15 protein-coding genes are annotated in these 16,217 nt (G+C 52.2%); 7 read left to right on the top strand and 8 right to left on the bottom strand.

What is annotated here, in order from left to right; genetic code table 11:
* The first annotated feature begins 188 nt into the window (after positions 1 to 188).
* From nagE to HUZ68_RS06800, 4 genes are all read left to right on the top strand, one after another.
* Entirely contained in the window at positions 189 to 2,135 is a 1,947-nt protein-coding gene (gene nagE / locus HUZ68_RS06785) for a PTS N-acetyl glucosamine transporter subunit IIABC (protein ID WP_001023104.1), read from the top strand.
* A gap of 267 nt (positions 2,136 to 2,402) precedes the next feature.
* Entirely contained in the window at positions 2,403 to 4,067 is a 1,665-nt protein-coding gene (gene glnS, locus HUZ68_RS06790; protein ID WP_239594079.1) for a glutamine--tRNA ligase, read from the top strand.
* A gap of 579 nt (positions 4,068 to 4,646) precedes the next feature.
* On the top strand, positions 4,647 to 6,053 hold the full coding sequence (chiP, locus tag HUZ68_RS06795) for a chitoporin ChiP (RefSeq protein WP_239594080.1): 1,407 nt from the start codon (positions 4,647 to 4,649) through the stop codon (positions 6,051 to 6,053).
* Between the two features lie 49 nt (positions 6,054 to 6,102).
* On the top strand, positions 6,103 to 6,429 hold the full coding sequence (locus HUZ68_RS06800; protein ID WP_000733592.1) for a ChiQ/YbfN family lipoprotein: 327 nt from the start codon (positions 6,103 to 6,105) through the stop codon (positions 6,427 to 6,429).
* A gap of 83 nt (positions 6,430 to 6,512) precedes the next feature.
* On the opposite strand, the gene fur is transcribed toward HUZ68_RS06800, so the two are convergent.
* The 5 genes from fur to ybfF all read right to left on the bottom strand — a co-directional run bounded on the left by fur (position 6,513) and on the right by ybfF (position 9,115).
* Positions 6,513 to 6,959: a ferric iron uptake transcriptional regulator gene (gene fur, locus HUZ68_RS06805; protein ID WP_000131702.1), complete on the bottom strand. Its 447-nt coding sequence runs from the start codon at positions 6,957 to 6,959 to the stop codon at positions 6,513 to 6,515.
* Positions 6,952 to 7,038: a fur leader peptide gene (gene uof / locus HUZ68_RS06810; RefSeq protein WP_001406816.1), complete on the bottom strand. Its 87-nt coding sequence runs from the start codon at positions 7,036 to 7,038 to the stop codon at positions 6,952 to 6,954. Before uof ends, fur begins: the two co-directional genes overlap by 8 nt.
* Positions 7,039 to 7,247: 209 nt before the next feature.
* Positions 7,248 to 7,778: a flavodoxin FldA gene (fldA, locus tag HUZ68_RS06815; protein WP_001018618.1), complete on the bottom strand. Its 531-nt coding sequence runs from the start codon at positions 7,776 to 7,778 to the stop codon at positions 7,248 to 7,250.
* A gap of 139 nt (positions 7,779 to 7,917) precedes the next feature.
* On the bottom strand, positions 7,918 to 8,211 hold the full coding sequence (gene ybfE, locus HUZ68_RS06820) for a LexA regulated protein (RefSeq protein WP_001300829.1): 294 nt from the start codon (positions 8,209 to 8,211) through the stop codon (positions 7,918 to 7,920).
* Positions 8,212 to 8,350: 139 nt separating this feature from the next.
* A complete protein-coding gene (ybfF, locus tag HUZ68_RS06825) occupies positions 8,351 to 9,115 on the bottom strand; it encodes an esterase (RefSeq protein ID WP_000773279.1) in 765 nt (254 codons plus the stop codon).
* Between the two features lie 184 nt (positions 9,116 to 9,299).
* Here ybfF and seqA point away from each other — a divergent pair, with 184 nt between their 5' ends.
* The 3 genes from seqA to HUZ68_RS06840 all read left to right on the top strand — a co-directional run bounded on the left by seqA (position 9,300) and on the right by HUZ68_RS06840 (position 12,182).
* The gene (seqA, locus tag HUZ68_RS06830; protein ID WP_000848387.1) at positions 9,300 to 9,845 is read left to right on the top strand and encodes a replication initiation negative regulator SeqA; all 546 of its coding nucleotides are present in this window, start codon (positions 9,300 to 9,302) and stop codon (positions 9,843 to 9,845) included.
* Positions 9,846 to 9,870: 25 nt separating this feature from the next.
* A complete protein-coding gene (pgm, locus tag HUZ68_RS06835) occupies positions 9,871 to 11,511 on the top strand; it encodes a phosphoglucomutase (alpha-D-glucose-1,6-bisphosphate-dependent) (RefSeq protein ID WP_001312670.1) in 1,641 nt (546 codons plus the stop codon).
* A gap of 176 nt (positions 11,512 to 11,687) precedes the next feature.
* The gene (locus HUZ68_RS06840; protein ID WP_021577138.1) at positions 11,688 to 12,182 is read left to right on the top strand and encodes a hypothetical protein; all 495 of its coding nucleotides are present in this window, start codon (positions 11,688 to 11,690) and stop codon (positions 12,180 to 12,182) included.
* 111 nt (positions 12,183 to 12,293) lie between these two features.
* On the opposite strand, the gene kdpE is transcribed toward HUZ68_RS06840, so the two are convergent.
* From kdpE to kdpC, 3 genes are read right to left on the bottom strand one after another with little or no spacing between them, the layout of a single operon-like run.
* Positions 12,294 to 12,971: a two-component system response regulator KdpE gene (kdpE, locus tag HUZ68_RS06845; protein WP_000186069.1), complete on the bottom strand. Its 678-nt coding sequence runs from the start codon at positions 12,969 to 12,971 to the stop codon at positions 12,294 to 12,296.
* Positions 12,968 to 15,652, bottom strand: a complete 2,685-nt coding sequence (kdpD, locus tag HUZ68_RS06850) for a two-component system sensor histidine kinase KdpD (RefSeq protein WP_112925316.1) — start codon at positions 15,650 to 15,652, stop codon at positions 12,968 to 12,970. The genes kdpE and kdpD overlap by 4 nt, the downstream gene beginning before the upstream one ends.
* Positions 15,645 to 16,217, bottom strand: a complete 573-nt coding sequence (gene kdpC, locus HUZ68_RS06855; RefSeq protein ID WP_053273905.1) for a K(+)-transporting ATPase subunit C — start codon at positions 16,215 to 16,217, stop codon at positions 15,645 to 15,647. The genes kdpD and kdpC overlap by 8 nt, the downstream gene beginning before the upstream one ends.

Consider the following 16,217-nt stretch of genomic DNA (forward strand, 5'->3'; position numbering starts at 1 on the left):
ATGATAACGATATTTGGTGACAAAACTCACAAAAGACACGCGTTTAATTTGCGATACGAATTAAATTTTCACACACTCTGTAGCAGATGATCTAACAATCTGATTACAGAACATCGGCAGTACAATTTGCAGCACAATAAAAATACGGCTTTAAACGAGCCAAATAGGGTTCTCGTAGGGGGAATAAGATGAATATTTTAGGTTTTTTCCAGCGACTCGGTAGGGCGTTACAGCTCCCTATCGCGGTGCTGCCGGTGGCGGCACTGTTGCTGCGATTCGGTCAGCCAGATTTACTTAACGTTGCGTTTATTGCCCAGGCGGGCGGTGCGATTTTTGATAACCTCGCATTAATCTTCGCCATCGGTGTGGCATCCAGCTGGTCGAAAGACAGCGCAGGTGCGGCGGCGCTGGCGGGTGCGGTAGGTTACTTTGTGTTAACCAAAGCGATGGTGACCATCAACCCAGAAATTAACATGGGTGTACTGGCGGGTATCATTACCGGTCTGGTTGGTGGCGCAGCCTATAACCGTTGGTCCGATATTAAACTGCCGGACTTCCTGAGCTTCTTCGGCGGCAAACGCTTTGTGCCGATCGCCACCGGCTTCTTCTGTCTGGTGCTGGCGGCCATTTTTGGTTACGTCTGGCCGCCGGTACAGCACGCTATCCATGCAGGCGGCGAGTGGATCGTTTCTGCGGGCGCGCTGGGTTCCGGTATCTTTGGTTTCATCAACCGTCTGCTGATCCCAACCGGTCTGCATCAGGTGCTGAACACCATCGCCTGGTTCCAGATTGGTGAATTCACCAACGCGGCGGGTACGGTTTTCCACGGCGACATCAACCGTTTCTACGCTGGTGACGGCACCGCGGGGATGTTCATGTCCGGCTTCTTCCCGATCATGATGTTCGGTCTGCCGGGTGCGGCGCTGGCGATGTACTTCGCAGCACCGAAAGAGCGTCGTCCGATGGTTGGCGGGATGCTGCTTTCTGTTGCTGTTACTGCGTTCCTGACCGGTGTGACTGAGCCGCTGGAATTCCTGTTCATGTTCCTTGCTCCGCTGCTGTACCTCCTGCACGCACTGCTGACCGGTATCAGCCTGTTTGTGGCAACGCTGCTGGGTATCCATGCCGGCTTCTCTTTCTCTGCGGGGGCTATCGACTACGCGTTGATGTATAACCTGCCGGCCGCCAGCCAGAACGTCTGGATGCTGCTGGTGATGGGTGTTGTCTTCTTCGCTATCTACTTCGTGGTGTTCAGTTTGGTTATCCGCATGTTCAACCTGAAAACGCCGGGTCGTGAAGATAAAGAAGACGAGATCGTTACTGAAGAAGCCAACAGCAACACTGAAGAAGGCCTCAATCAACTGGCGACCAACTATATTGCTGCGGTTGGCGGCACTGACAACCTGAAAGCAATTGACGCCTGTATCACCCGTCTGCGCCTTACAGTGGCTGACTCTGCCCGCGTTAACGATACGATGTGTAAACGTCTGGGTGCTTCTGGTGTAGTAAAACTGAACAAACAGACTATTCAGGTGATTGTTGGCGCGAAAGCAGAATCCATCGGCGATGCGATGAAGAAAGTCGTTGCCCGTGGCCCGGTAGCAGCTGCCTCTGCTGAAGCAACTCCGGCAACTGCCGCTCCTGTAGCAAAACCGCAGGCTGTACCAAACGCGGTATCTATCGCGGAGCTGGTATCGCCGATTACCGGTGATGTCGTGGCACTGGATCAGGTTCCTGACGAAGCATTCGCCAGCAAAGCGGTGGGTGACGGTGTGGCGGTGAAACCGACAGATAAAATCGTCGTATCACCAGCCGCAGGGACAATCGTGAAAATCTTCAACACCAACCACGCGTTCTGTCTGGAAACCGAAAAAGGCGCGGAGATCGTCGTCCATATGGGTATCGACACCGTAGCGCTGGAAGGTAAAGGCTTTAAACGTCTGGTGGAAGAGGGCGCGCAGGTAAGCGCAGGGCAACCGATTCTGGAAATGGATCTGGATTACCTGAACGCTAACGCCCGTTCGATGATTAGCCCGGTGGTTTGCAGCAATATCGACGATTTCAGTGGCTTGATCATTAAAGCTCAGGGCCATGTTGTGGCGGGTCAAACACCGCTGTATGAAATCAAAAAGTAATCTGCTTTATGCCTGATGCGACGCTTGACGCGTCTTATCAGGCCTACAAAAGCTCAGTCCAGGTTGGATAAGACGCTTAAGCGTCGCATCCAACAATGACGCAGGACTGGCAAAAGCGGTGGAGATCTTCTCTGCCGCTTTTTTTTTCATCAATCATCCCCATAATCCTTGTTAGATTATCAATTTTAAAAAACTAACAGTTGTCAGCCTGTCCCGCTTATAAGATCATACGCCGTTATACGTTGTTTACGCTTTGAGGAATCCACGATGAGTGAGGCAGAAGCCCGCCCGACTAACTTTATTCGTCAGATCATCGATGAAGATCTGGCCAGTGGTAAGCACACCACAGTACACACCCGTTTCCCGCCGGAGCCGAATGGCTATCTGCATATTGGCCATGCGAAATCTATCTGCCTGAACTTCGGGATCGCCCAGGACTATAAAGGCCAGTGCAACCTGCGTTTCGACGACACTAACCCGGTAAAAGAAGATATCGAGTATGTCGATTCGATCAAAAACGACGTTGAGTGGTTAGGTTTTCACTGGTCTGGTAACGTCCGTTACTCCTCCGATTATTTTGATCAGCTCCACGCCTATGCGATCGAACTGATCAATAAAGGCCTGGCGTACGTTGATGAACTGACGCCGGAACAGATCCGCGAATACCGCGGCACCCTGACACAGCCGGGTAAAAACAGCCCGTACCGCGACCGTAGCGTTGAAGAGAACCTGGCGCTGTTCGAGAAAATGCGTACCGGCGGTTTTGAAGAAGGTAAAGCCTGCCTGCGTGCGAAAATCGACATGGCTTCACCGTTTATCGTGATGCGCGATCCGGTGCTGTACCGCATTAAATTTGCTGAACACCACCAGACTGGCAACAAGTGGTGCATCTACCCGATGTACGACTTCACCCATTGCATCAGCGATGCGCTGGAAGGTATTACGCACTCTCTGTGTACGCTTGAGTTCCAGGACAACCGTCGCCTGTACGACTGGGTGCTGGACAACATCACCATTCCTGTTCACCCGCGCCAGTACGAATTCTCGCGCCTGAATCTGGAATACACTGTGATGTCCAAGCGTAAGCTGAACCTGCTGGTGACCGACAAGCACGTTGAAGGCTGGGATGACCCGCGTATGCCGACCATTTCCGGTCTGCGTCGTCGTGGTTACACTGCGGCTTCTATTCGTGAGTTCTGCAAACGCATTGGCGTGACCAAGCAGGACAACACCATTGAGATGGCGTCGCTGGAATCCTGCATCCGTGAAGATCTCAACGAAAATGCGCCGCGCGCAATGGCGGTTATCGATCCGGTGAAACTGGTCATCGAAAACTATCAGGGCGAAGGCGAAATGGTCACCATGCCGAACCATCCGAACAAACCGGAAATGGGGAGCCGTCAGGTGCCGTTTAGCGGTGAGATTTGGATTGATCGCGCCGATTTCCGCGAAGAAGCTAACAAGCAGTACAAACGTCTGGTGCTGGGTAAAGAAGTGCGTCTGCGTAATGCTTATGTGATTAAGGCAGAACGCGTCGAGAAAGATGCCGAAGGTAATATCACCACCATCTTCTGTACTTATGACGCCGATACCTTAAGCAAAGATCCGGCAGATGGTCGTAAAGTCAAAGGTGTTATTCACTGGGTGAGCGCGGCACATGCGCTGCCGGTTGAAATCCGCCTGTACGACCGTCTGTTCAATGTGCCGAACCCTGGTGCTGCGGATGATTTCCTGTCGGTGATTAACCCGGAATCGCTGGTGATCAAACAGGGCTTTGCTGAACCGTCGCTGAAAGACGCGGTAGCGGGTAAAGCATTCCAGTTTGAGCGTGAAGGTTACTTCTGCCTCGACAGCCGCCATTCCACTGCCGAAAAACCGGTATTTAACCGCACCGTTGGGCTGCGTGATACCTGGGCGAAAGTTGGCGAGTAATTTTAAGTTTCGCTATGCCGGATGGGGCGTTTACGTCGCATCCGGCAAGGAACAGACAAACAGTTTCAAACGCTAAATTGCCTGATGCGCTACGCTTATCAGGCCTACATGATCTCTGCAATATATTGAGTTTGCGTGCTTTTGTAGGCCGGATAAGGCGTTCACGCCGCATCCGGCAAGAAATATGCAAACAATCCAAAACGCCGCGTTCAGCGGCGTTTTTTCTGCTTTTCTTCGCGAATTAATTCCGCTTCGCAATTTATCCATAAAATAAATTTAAAATAACAAAACATAATTAAATAAAATGTAACCGCTTTCATCTTGCTGGAATTTCACGCTTTTATTCTTCTGCAAGCCTTTCAACCGCAAACTTAAGCCTTGTAACAAAAATCATCAAAATATGTGCGGTTGCTCATGTTCTTACATTCTGGTTACAGAAAGAGATTGATAATTCGCGTCGCGAAAAATAGTCTGTTCCTGTAGTCAGCGAGACTTTTCTCAACGCTACTTTTTTAATTTTTATTTTTTTTCGCTGTTCACCTTTGGTGCAGCAATTTATACGTCAAAGAGGATTAACCCATGCGTACGTTTAGTGGCAAACGTAGTACGCTGGCGCTGGCTATCGCCGGTGTTACAGCAATGTCGGGCTTTATGGCAATGCCGGAGGCTCGCGCCGAAGGATTCATCGAGGATTCAACCTTAACCGGCGGTATCTATTACTGGCAGCGTGAACGCGACCGTAAAGATGTTACCGACGGCGACAAATACAAAACCAACCTTTCTCACTCCACCTGGAATGCCAACCTCGATTTTCAGTCCGGTTATGCTGCTGATATGTTCGGCCTTGATATTGCTGCGTTTACGGCGATTGAAATGGCGGAAAACGGCGACAGCTCTCACCCGAACGAAATCGCGTTTTCAAAAAGTAATAAAGCCTATGACGAAGACTGGTCCGGCGACAAAAGCGGTATAAGCCTGTATAAAGCTGCGGCCAAATTTAAATACGGTCCGGTTTGGGCGAGGGCAGGTTATATTCAGCCAACCGGTCAGACGCTGTTAGCGCCTCACTGGAGCTTTATGCCGGGTACTTATCAGGGTGCGGAAGCCGGAGCGAATTTTGATTACGGCGATGCTGGTGCGTTGAGTTTCTCCTACATGTGGACCAACGAATACAAAGCACCGTGGCATCTGGAAATGGATGAGTTTTATCAGAACGATAAAACCACCAAAGTTGATTATCTGCACTCCCTTGGTGCGAAATACGACTTCAAAAATAACTTCGTACTGGAAGCGGCATTTGGTCAGGCGGAAGGGTATATCGATCAATACTTTGCCAAAGCCAGCTACAAATTTGATATCGCCGGTAGCCCGTTAACCACCAGCTACCAGTTCTACGGTACGCGCGATAAAGTTGACGATCGCAGCGTCAACGATCTTTATGACGACACCGCCTGGCTGCAAGCGTTGACCTTTGGTTACCGGGCGGCTGACGTAGTGGATTTGCGCCTCGAAGGCACCTGGGTTAAGGCTGAAGGTCAGCAGGGATACTTCCTGCAACGTATGACTCCAACCTACGCTTCCTCCAACGGCCGCCTGGATATCTGGTGGGATAACCGTTCCGACTTCAACGCTAACGGGGAAAAAGCGGTCTTCTTCGGTGCGATGTATGACCTGAAAAACTGGAATCTTCCAGGCTTCGCCATCGGCGCTTCCTACGTTTACGCATGGGATGCAAAACCTGCGACCTGGCAGAGCAATCCGGATGCGTACTACGACAAGAACCGGACTATTGAAGAATCTACATACAGCCTGGATGCGGTCTACACCATTCAGGATGGCCGCGCCAAGGGCACGATGTTCAAATTGCACTTCACCGAATACGACAACCACTCCGACATCCCAAGCTGGGGCGGTGGTTACGGCAACATCTTCCAGGATGAGCGTGACGTGAAATTTATGGTAATCGCACCATTCACCATCTTCTGATGCCCGACGTGGCAGGTTTTGTGCCTGCCGCACATTTGAGGAATTTGCTATGAAAAAACTGATTCTCATCGCCATGATGGCATCGGGGCTGGTGGCTTGTGCGCAATCAACCGCGCCACAGGAAGACAGCCGTCTGAAAGAGGCATACAGCGCCTGTATCAACACCGCACAAGGTTCGCCAGAAAAAATTGAAGCCTGCCAGAGCGTGTTAAACGTGCTGAAGAAAGAGAAACAACATCAGCAGTTTGCCGACCAGGAAAGTGTACGCGTACTGGATTATCAGCAGTGTCTGCGTGCAACGCAAACCGGAAATGATCAGGCGGTGAAAGCCGATTGTGATAAGGTCTGGCAGGAAATTCGCAGTAATAACAAATAAGTGAGAGCTGTAACTCTCGCTTTTCTTATTTCCCTTGCATAAAAAAGCCAACCTACAGGTTGGCTTTTCTCGTTCAGACTGGCTTATTTGCCTTCGTGCGCGTGCTCATCTTCGCGGCAATCGCCTTCGGCACAGTGACCGTAAAGATAGAGACTGTGGTTAGTCAGGCGAATGCCATGTTTTGCGGCAATTTCACGCTGACGCGCTTCGATGGAATCATCACTAAATTCGATAACCTTGCCGCAGTCGAGGCAGATCAGGTGATCGTGGTGATGTTGCTGTGTCAGTTCAAATACGGATTTACCGCCTTCAAAATTGTGGCGGGTGACGATACCAGCGTCGTCAAACTGGTTCAGTACGCGATATACCGTAGCCAGACCAATTTCTTCACCCATATCGATCAGACGTTTGTATAAATCTTCCGCACTGACGTGATGGTTGTCCGGCTCCTGAAGGACTTCCAGGATTTTTAAACGAGGAAGCGTTACTTTCAGGCCAGCTTTCTTTAGGGCGGTATTGTTATCAGTCATGCGGAATCTGTCCTGTTACTAAGCGGTTCACTTCATTAGAAGAAGTGACAGAATTTGCTCTTGAGATAATGCGTATCATTATAGAATTGCCACGCCTAAATGAAAACCACAAGTCCCTGGCAAATATTGTTAATAAAAACGTGGCACAGCTTACATTTACAACGGCAAGGCCACTTGAACACCGGGACATTGTACAGGTACAACAGCAAAAGTTACAAATTTGTAGCAATTATTTTGATTGGCATTATCTATTAATACGGCGTAGACATGAGTCTACGCCGCATCACATCAGGCATTGAGAATTTCGTCGAGATGCAACTCTTCAGAAATCTGTTTAACCCATTTTTCTACACGTTCAGCGGTCAGTTCCGGCTGACGGTCTTCGTCGATAGCCAGACCGACAAAGTGGTCGTCATCTGCCAGACCTTTTGATGCTTCGAAATGATAGCCCGCAGTTGGCCAGTGACCAACGATGGTTGCACCGCGCGGTTCAATGATGTCGCGGATGGTGCCCAATGCGTCGCAGAAATATTCGGCGTAATCTTCCTGGTCACCACAACCAAACAGCGCAACCAGTTTGCCATTGAAATCAATCTCTTCGAGAGTCGGGAAGAAGTCATCCCAGTCACACTGCGCTTCGCCGTAATACCAGGTTGGGATGCCCAGCAGCAGAATGTCATAAGCTTCCAGATCTTCTTTGCTGCTTTTTGCAATGTCATGGACATCGGCAACGTCTTTACCAAGCTGTTTTTGAATCATTTTTGCGATATTTTCGGTATTACCGGTGTCGCTGCCGAAAAAGATGCCAGTGATAGCCATGAGTGAAATAACCTCTTGAAACTTATTGAAATGGGGGTGGAAAATTGCCCACGGATAAAGGCAATCATAGCAGAACAGGCAGTCTTGCGGAATCAGCAAACGAGCAGGACTGCACACTGTGCTACATGAAAGTGGAAATTTAAACGATGCCCTGACTACGCAGCGCCGCCAGTTGCTGCATTAACATCTCTTCGATCAGTTCGCTACGGCTCATATTGCGCGATTCCGCCAGCTCGTTCAGCGCCTCGACAGCTTCCGCGTTCAGCTTCAGTTCGACACGCTTAAGGCCACGTACTTTGTCGCGTTTTAGTTGGTTGCGTTTATTAATACGCAGCTGTTCATCGCGCGAAAGCGGATTAGTTTTCGGTCGTCCCGGTCGACGCTCGTGCGCGAACAGATCTAATGTCGTACGGTCCGTTTGTTCTTTGGCCATGATCTTGGTGACTTCGGGGGAAACAATCAGCCAGGCCTCTGCCCGGATGGATAGCGCGCCATAATACATCAGCGCGATGAGTCACGCCAACGCCCACGCGCGGAAAGCGACGCGGACGCTGGGTTTTTAATCAGTTGCGTTAATCATTGAGATAGCGACGGATAGCGCGTAATACCGCATCCGGTTTTTCAGCATGGACCCAGTGACCCGCGCCTGCAATCACATGCGCCCGTGCCTGTGGAAATTGTGCCAGTAAATCATCACGGTACTGCTCGCTAACATACGGAGAATTACCACCAGGGATAAACAGGGCAGGGTGATCCCATGCCGGGATTTTCTCCCAACCCACAATATGCGGATACTGATCCCACAATACCGGCACGTTAAAGCGCCACTCCCCGTCAACAAAAGATTTCAACAGAAACTGAATCACCCCTTCTTCATTAAGATGCTGGCGCATTATTGCTGCTGCTTGCTGGCGAGTTTGTGCGTCCGATTCACTGACCGCGTTGATGGCCGCGAAAATCTCATCATGCCGGCGAACGTGATAGTCGACCGGCGCGATGTCAATCGCCACCAGTTTATCGATGCGATCGGGAGCCAGTGCAGTAAGTGCCATTACCGCTTTACCGCCCATGGAGTGACCGATAAATGTTGCTTTGTCGATCTGCTGTGCATCCAGAGTATCAACAAGATCCTGCGCCATCGCCGGGTAATTCATTACCGGATCTCTCGGTGAAAGACCGTGGTTACGCATATCAACCTGGATGATATTGTGATCGTTTACCAGATCGCGAGCCAGTACGCCAAGGTTGTCGAGGCTGCCAAACAGACCATGGACAAGAACGATGGGAGAATTATTGTGCTGGTTTTGTGCAGTTTGCGCGCGGATATTCAATTTCATGGCAAAGTTCTTTTTTTCGCGTTGTCGGGTTAGGGTATTATGTTGACCATTGTGCCACAGGGCTGCAACAAATAAGGTTTATTCCGAGTTTTTCTGCAAGCCAGGCTTGACGCTATCCGCTGCCGGGATTTATTCATATACTCCTGGCGACTTGTATTCAGCTAAGACACTGCACTGGATTAAGATGAAAACGATTGAAGTTGATGATGAACTCTACAGCTATATTGCCAGCCACACTAAGCATATCGGCGAGAGCGCATCCGACATTTTACGGCGTATGTTGAAATTTTCCGCCGCATCACAGCCTGCTGCTCCGGTGACGAAAGAGGTTCGCGTTGCGTCACCTGCTATCGTCGAAGCGAAGCCGGTCAAAACGATTAAAGACAAGGTTCGCGCAATGCGTGAACTTCTGCTTTCGGATGAATACGCAGAGCAAAAGCGAGCGGTCAATCGCTTTATGCTGCTGTTGTCTACACTATATTCTCTTGACGCCCAGGCGTTTGCCGAAGCAACGGAATCGTTGCACGGTCGTACGCGCGTTTACTTTGCGGCAGATGAACAAACGCTGCTGAAAAATGGTAATCAGACCAAGCCGAAACATGTGCCAGGCACGCCGTATTGGGTGATCACCAACACCAACACCGGCCGTAAATGCAGCATGATCGAACACATCATGCAGTCGATGCAATTCCCGGCGGAATTGATTGAGAAGGTTTGCGGAACTATCTAAAACGTTGCAGACAAAGGACAAAGCAATGGCAATCCACAATCGTGCAGGCCAACCTGCACAACAGAGTGATTTGATTAACGTCGCCCAACTGACGGCGCAATATTATGTACTGAAACCAGAAGCAGGGAATGCGGAGCACGCGGTGAAATTCGGTACTTCCGGTCACCGTGGCAGTGCAGCGCGCCACAGCTTTAACGAGCCGCACATTCTGGCGATCGCTCAGGCAATTGCTGAAGAACGTGCGAAAAACGGCATCACTGGCCCTTGCTATGTGGGTAAAGATACTCACGCCCTGTCCGAACCTGCATTTATTTCCGTTCTGGAAGTGCTGGCAGCGAACGGCGTAGATGTTATTGTGCAGGAAAACAATGGCTTCACCCCGACGCCTGCCGTTTCCAATGCCATCCTGGTTCACAATAAAAAAGGTGGCCCGCTGGCAGACGGTATCGTGATTACACCGTCCCATAACCCGCCGGAAGATGGTGGTATCAAGTACAATCCGCCAAATGGTGGCCCGGCAGATACCAACGTCACTAAAGTGGTGGAAGATCGTGCCAACGCACTGCTGGCCGATGGCCTGAAAGGCGTGAAGCGTATCTCCCTCGACGAAGCGATGGCATCCGGTCATGTGAAAGAGCAGGATCTGGTGCAGCCGTTCGTGGAAGGGCTGGCCGATATCGTTGATATGGCGGCGATTCAGAAAGCGGGCCTGACGCTTGGCGTTGATCCGCTGGGCGGTTCCGGTATCGAATACTGGAAGCGTATTGGCGAGTATTACAACCTCAACCTGACTATCGTTAACGATCAGGTCGATCAAACCTTCCGCTTTATGCACCTTGATAAAGACGGTGCGATCCGTATGGACTGCTCCTCTGAGTGTGCAATGGCAGGCCTGCTGGCACTGCGTGATAAGTTCGATCTGGCGTTTGCTAACGACCCGGATTATGACCGTCACGGTATTGTCACTCCGGCAGGTTTGATGAATCCGAACCACTACCTGGCGGTGGCGATCAACTACCTGTTCCAGCATCGTCCGCAGTGGAGCAAAGATGTTGCTGTCGGTAAAACGCTGGTTTCTTCTGCGATGATCGACCGTGTGGTCAATGACTTGGGCCGCAAGCTGGTAGAAGTCCCGGTAGGTTTCAAATGGTTTGTTGATGGTCTGTTCGACGGCAGCTTCGGCTTTGGCGGCGAAGAGAGCGCAGGGGCTTCCTTCCTGCGTTTCGACGGCACGCCGTGGTCCACCGACAAAGACGGCATCATCATGTGTCTGCTCGCGGCAGAAATCACCGCTGTCACCGGTAAGAACCCGCAGGAACACTACAACGAACTGGCAAAACGCTTTGGTGCGCCGAGCTACAACCGTTTGCAGGCAGCTGCGACTTCCGCACAAAAAGCGGCGCTGTCTAAGCTGTCTCCGGAAATGGTGAGCGCCAGCACCCTGGCAGGTGACCCGATCACCGCGCGCCTGACTGCTGCTCCGGGCAACGGTGCTTCTATTGGCGGTCTGAAAGTGATGACTGACAACGGCTGGTTCGCCGCGCGTCCGTCAGGCACGGAAGACGCATATAAGATCTACTGCGAAAGCTTCCTCGGTGAAGAACATCGCAAGCAGATTGAGAAAGAAGCGGTTGAGATTGTTAGCGAAGTTCTGAAAAACGCGTAAATACATTAAATAAGAAAAAGGGCGGTCGGAAGATCGCCCTTTTTTATGTATGACTGCCTGATGGTGCAATATATTGAATTTGTATGATTTCGTAGGCCGGATAAGGCGTTTACGCCGCATCCGGCAAAAACAACGCGCACTTTGCCAACAAACTGAATAGCTCAAGGGAATTCAAAATGAAGACCAAAAGGAGTCTGGTCGTAAGAGTGGCATTCATTGCCGCCACATTACTGTTGACTGCATGCGCCCAACCTGAACAATCATCATTAGCTGGCGACTGGTTACCGACGCATGTGGATAAAAAGCAGGTATTAGAAGGTAGCGCTGTTTTAAAAATTGCGCCTTCCCGGTGTAAGACAAATTGCCATGGCGATAACCTACCTGATAATACCCGGCGCTGGCAGGTGTCAGATGAGGACGAAAAAGCGGTGATTTATCTTCACGATATGTCAGCACAAGAAAAGGCCGGTTTAAATCCCGGCTGGCAATGCTACACCTCATTTTTTATGCTGGCTTGCCAGGGGAAGCCCGGCACCCGACCGGCTGTTGATGAGAATTATGTCAGCAAAAGCGGATTTTTTGTCTCGATGTTACATATCGGGATTATTGAATTGCGACGCTGTCAGTCAGAAAATTGCCAGCAAGAATTGAAAGCGATAAATACGCATTAAACATTTCGCGATGAGTGCCATGCCTGATGCGACGCTGACGCGTCTTATCATGCCTACGGGACGATGTGTAGGTCGGATAAGGCGCTCACGCCGCATCCGGCAATTCAGCCCCTAAAGCATAAACCGATAACCAATCCCAGTTTCAGTAATAAAATGGCGAGGCCGGGCCGGGTCTTGCTCCAGTTTTTGTCGCAGATGTCCCATATAAATACGCAAATAATGACTGTGTTCGACCGCGTTTGGTCCCCATACCTGGTTAAGGAGCTGGCGCTGGGTGAGCACTTTTCCGGCATTGTTGAGCAGCACCGCCAGCAGGCGGAATTCAATCGGGGTGAGATGCACCTCTTCCTCACCCCGGTGAATCACGCGGGCGGCTAAATCGACGGTAACATCGGAAAATTTCACTACCGGATCGGGCGCGGCAGTGGCTGAATGGCGGCGTAATGCGACGCGCAGACGGGCCTGCAATTCGCCAATGCCAAACGGCTTACTCAGATAATCATCCGCTCCGGCATCCAGCGCGGCGATTTTGTCGCTCTCTTCGCTGCGTGCGGAAAGCACTATCACCGGCACCGCGCTCCACTGTCGCAGGTCGCGGATAAACTCAATCCCATCACCATCGGGCAGGCCGAGATCGAGAATAATCAAATCTGGCTTACGGGTTGCCGCTTCCAGCAAGCCGCGTTGCAGCGTTTCGGCCTCAAAGACGCGCATCCCGTCGCCCTCCAGCGCCGTGCGCAGAAAGCGACGAATAGCCTGTTCATCTTCAACAATCAGAACGTTTGTCACATATCCTCATGAAATTCTTCAAGTTCAGGAGCGGTTTGCTGGGGAAGTGTAACACGAAAACAGGCACCACCTTCCGGTCGGTTGAACGCGGTAATGGTGCCGCCGTGTACATCCACAATCGCCCGACAAATTGCCAGCCCAAGCCCTACACCCGGGACTGCCGACTCTTTATTCCCACGAGCAAACTTATCAAAAATCGACTGCTCCTGGCCTTGCGGAAGTCCGGGGCCGTTATCCCAGACATCCAGTTGTAGATTTTCGCCCTCAACGTGGGCATCGATACCAATTTCGGCCTGCGCACCTGCATATTTCACCGCGTTCTCCAGCAGATTAATCAGCACCCGTTCAAAGAGTGGCCCGTCAACGTGGATTAAGGTCAGCGGTTCTGGCAGAGAAAGATTGATGGGCGACGATAAACCCGGTTCCAGCATTTGCAGCGCACTACCGACCACTTCTTCCAGCGTTAACCACTCTTTCTTCAAATTAAAACCGCCGGACTGAATTCGCGCCATATCCAGTAGATTATTCACCAGCCGGGTAGTGTTCAGCACATGCTGACGGATCTCGCTGGCCTGGCGGGCGTGAGGCGATCCTTCGCTTGCCAGATCAAGCGTTAAGATTTCAGCCTGACCGAACAGCACCGTGAGCGGAGTGCGTAAATCGTGCGAAAGCGCCGCCAGCAGAGCGTTGCGGATCTGTTCACGTTCGCTTGCCATCCGCGCCTGTTCTTCGCTGGCGGTCAGTGTCAGCCGCTCAAGGGCATTGGCGACTAACAGCGTAAACGTCTCCAGCAGGCGCTGCTGTTCCGGGATCATCAACTGGCGCAGATTCCCCGGTTCCACCACCACCAGCCCGTAAGTTTTCTCACCGCTTTTTAACGGCAAAATCTGGTATGGCACGCCGGGTAACGTGTCGGTGCCCGCACCCGCAGGCAGGCCTTTATCAAAACTCCACTGCGCGATGGCATCGTCCCACGGCGTCATTCCTTGCGGATGCGTTAACGGCTGCAATTTACCGTTGTCATCGGGTAACAATACCTGGCTGCGGGCATGAAACGTGGAGGCAATAAATTGTTCGCTGGTGGCGGCGATGTCCTGCGGACTGCGGCCCACCGCCAGAGCTTTCGACATTTCATATAAGTGCCGTGTGCGTTGTTCGCGGTAACGGGCTACCCGCGCCTGATAACGCACGCCAGCAGTAAGGTTCCCGATCACCAGCCCGACGGTTAACATCACCGCGAAGGTCAGCAGGTATTGCACATCAGAGACGGCGAGCGTGCCGCGTGGGGCGATAAAAAAGAGATCGAAACTCACCACATTAATGACGGTAGCAACCACCGAAGGCCAGCGTCCATAAAATAGCGCCACCACCACCACGCCAAGTAGATACAGCATCACCAGGTTGGCGGCATCAAACGCCATCAGCCACTGCATGGCAATTAAGGTGATAACGGCGCATAACGCGGCGGCAACCACGCATCCCTGAATCTGTACCCGCCACTTGTCTTTAAAAGAGCGGCTATCCGGCGCGTTGTTAATCGTGCGGGCGGGTGGTTCATCAAGCGCGACCAGCACCTGATCGAGATCGGGGGCGATGCGCGCCAGTCGGTCAGCAAACGTTTCCCGACGCCACCAGCGGCGCGAGGCTGGGCGACCGAGAATAATCTTGCCGAGATTATGTTCACGGGCATAACGCACTACCGCTTTCTCTTCCGCTGGATCAGAAAGTGTTGCCGTCTCCGCGCCCAGCTCCTGCGCCAGACGTAAGGCGCTGAGAATTGCCCGACGTTTTTTCTCCGGTAAGCGATGCAGGGCAGGGGTTTCAACATACACCGCGTGCCAGACGCTCCCCAGCCGTGACGCCAGCCGCGCCGCCGCGCGGACCAGTTTTTCGCTGCCGGTGTTATGGCCGATGCATAAAAGGATCGCGTCGCGCGTGTGCCAGACTTTCTCTTCGCCAGGATGCCCCCGCCAGGCGCGCATTTGCTCATCTACGCGATCGGCAGTACGGCGCAGTGCCAGTTCGCGCAGGGCGATCAGATTGCCTTTGCGGAAAAAATGTTCAATGGCGCGCTCCGCCTGCCCGGCAATATAGACTTTGCCTTCTTTCAGCCGCTGGCGCAGATCGTCCGGGGGCAAGTCCACCAGCACCACGTCGTCGGCGGCATCGAAAAAAGGATCGGGCACGGTTTCCCGTACCTGAATTCCGGTGACGCCGCTGACCACATCATTCAGACTTTCCAGATGCTGAACGTTGACGGTTGTGAAAACATCAATGCCTGCTTCCAGCAGCTCTTCAATATCCTGCCAGCGTTTGGGATGACGAGAACCAGGCGCATTACTGTGCGCCAGTTCGTCCATTAAGATCAGCGCCGGACGGCGGGCGAGGGCGGCATCGAGATCAAACTCGCTGATATGCCGCCCACGGTACGCCTGGCGTTTCAGCGGCAGAACAGCCAGCCCTTCCAGCATTGCGGCGGTATCTTTCCGCCCGTGGGTTTCTACCACGCCAACCACAATATCCAGCCCTTGCGCCCGCAGTCGCTGGGCTTCTGCCAGCATCGCCCAGGTCTTCCCGACGCCTGCGCAGGCACCGAAAAAAACTTTCAGCTTCCCCCGATGCGGCGCGGCAGTTTGTTCCAGCAGACGATCGGGGTCGGGACGTAAGGGTTCGTTATTCATCAAGTTTATCCAGCGCCAGATTGAGTTCAACAATGTTGACGACCGGCTGGCCGATATATTTCACCAGCGGTTGTTGGCTGTATTTTGCGATCAGTTGCGTGAGCTGTTCAACGCTGAGATTACGCGCTTTCGCTACGCGAGGGATCTGCCAGGCCGCCGCTTGTGGGGTGATGTTATTGTCCAGCCCGCTTGCCGACGCCGTCACCAGTTCAACCGGAACGCTCGTGCTGGCATTCGGGTTAGCGGCCCGTAATGCAGCAACGCGTGCGGCTATTAGTTTATCCAGCTCAGGGTTACTGACCGCCAGATTGCTCCCGCCAGAAGCCTGTGGATTATAAGGCATTTCTGCCGTTGCCGACGGGCGACCCTGAAAATAGCCGTTGTCGGTAAAATTCTGCCCGATTAATGCCGAACCGCGCACCGTATCACCTTCACGGATCAACGAACCGTTGGCCTGCCAGGGAAACCACCATTGCCCCAGCGCGGTGGTCAGCAGCGGGTAAACGCCGCCAGTAATCAATAACAAAAAGATAAATGTCGATAATGCCGGACGTAATCCACTCAT

The sequence above is a fragment of the Shigella dysenteriae genome (assembly GCF_022354085.1).
Taxonomy (GTDB): domain Bacteria; phylum Pseudomonadota; class Gammaproteobacteria; order Enterobacterales; family Enterobacteriaceae; genus Escherichia; species Escherichia coli.

Excerpts from the sequence above, each read along its gene's own strand:
- nagE (WP_001023104.1), top strand. The coding sequence starts at position 189 with ATGAATATTTTAGGTTTTTTCCAGCGACTCGGTAGGGCGTTACAGCTC.
- glnS (WP_239594079.1), top strand. The coding sequence starts at position 2,403 with ATGAGTGAGGCAGAAGCCCGCCCGACTAACTTTATTCGTCAGATCATC.
- chiP (WP_239594080.1), top strand. The coding sequence starts at position 4,647 with ATGCGTACGTTTAGTGGCAAACGTAGTACGCTGGCGCTGGCTATCGCC.
- HUZ68_RS06800 (WP_000733592.1), top strand. The coding sequence starts at position 6,103 with ATGAAAAAACTGATTCTCATCGCCATGATGGCATCGGGGCTGGTGGCT.
- fur (WP_000131702.1), bottom strand. The coding sequence starts at position 6,959 with ATGACTGATAACAATACCGCCCTAAAGAAAGCTGGCCTGAAAGTAACG.
- uof (WP_001406816.1), bottom strand. The coding sequence starts at position 7,038 with ATGATACGCATTATCTCAAGAGCAAATTCTGTCACTTCTTCTAATGAA.
- fldA (WP_001018618.1), bottom strand. The coding sequence starts at position 7,778 with ATGGCTATCACTGGCATCTTTTTCGGCAGCGACACCGGTAATACCGAA.
- ybfE (WP_001300829.1), bottom strand. The coding sequence starts at position 8,211 with ATGGCCAAAGAACAAACGGACCGTACGACATTAGATCTGTTCGCGCAC.
- ybfF (WP_000773279.1), bottom strand. The coding sequence starts at position 9,115 with ATGAAATTGAATATCCGCGCGCAAACTGCACAAAACCAGCACAATAAT.
- seqA (WP_000848387.1), top strand. The coding sequence starts at position 9,300 with ATGAAAACGATTGAAGTTGATGATGAACTCTACAGCTATATTGCCAGC.
- pgm (WP_001312670.1), top strand. The coding sequence starts at position 9,871 with ATGGCAATCCACAATCGTGCAGGCCAACCTGCACAACAGAGTGATTTG.
- HUZ68_RS06840 (WP_021577138.1), top strand. The coding sequence starts at position 11,688 with ATGAAGACCAAAAGGAGTCTGGTCGTAAGAGTGGCATTCATTGCCGCC.
- kdpD (WP_112925316.1), bottom strand. The coding sequence starts at position 15,652 with ATGAATAACGAACCCTTACGTCCCGACCCCGATCGTCTGCTGGAACAA.
- kdpC (WP_053273905.1), bottom strand. The coding sequence starts at position 16,217 with ATGAGTGGATTACGTCCGGCATTATCGACATTTATCTTTTTGTTATTG.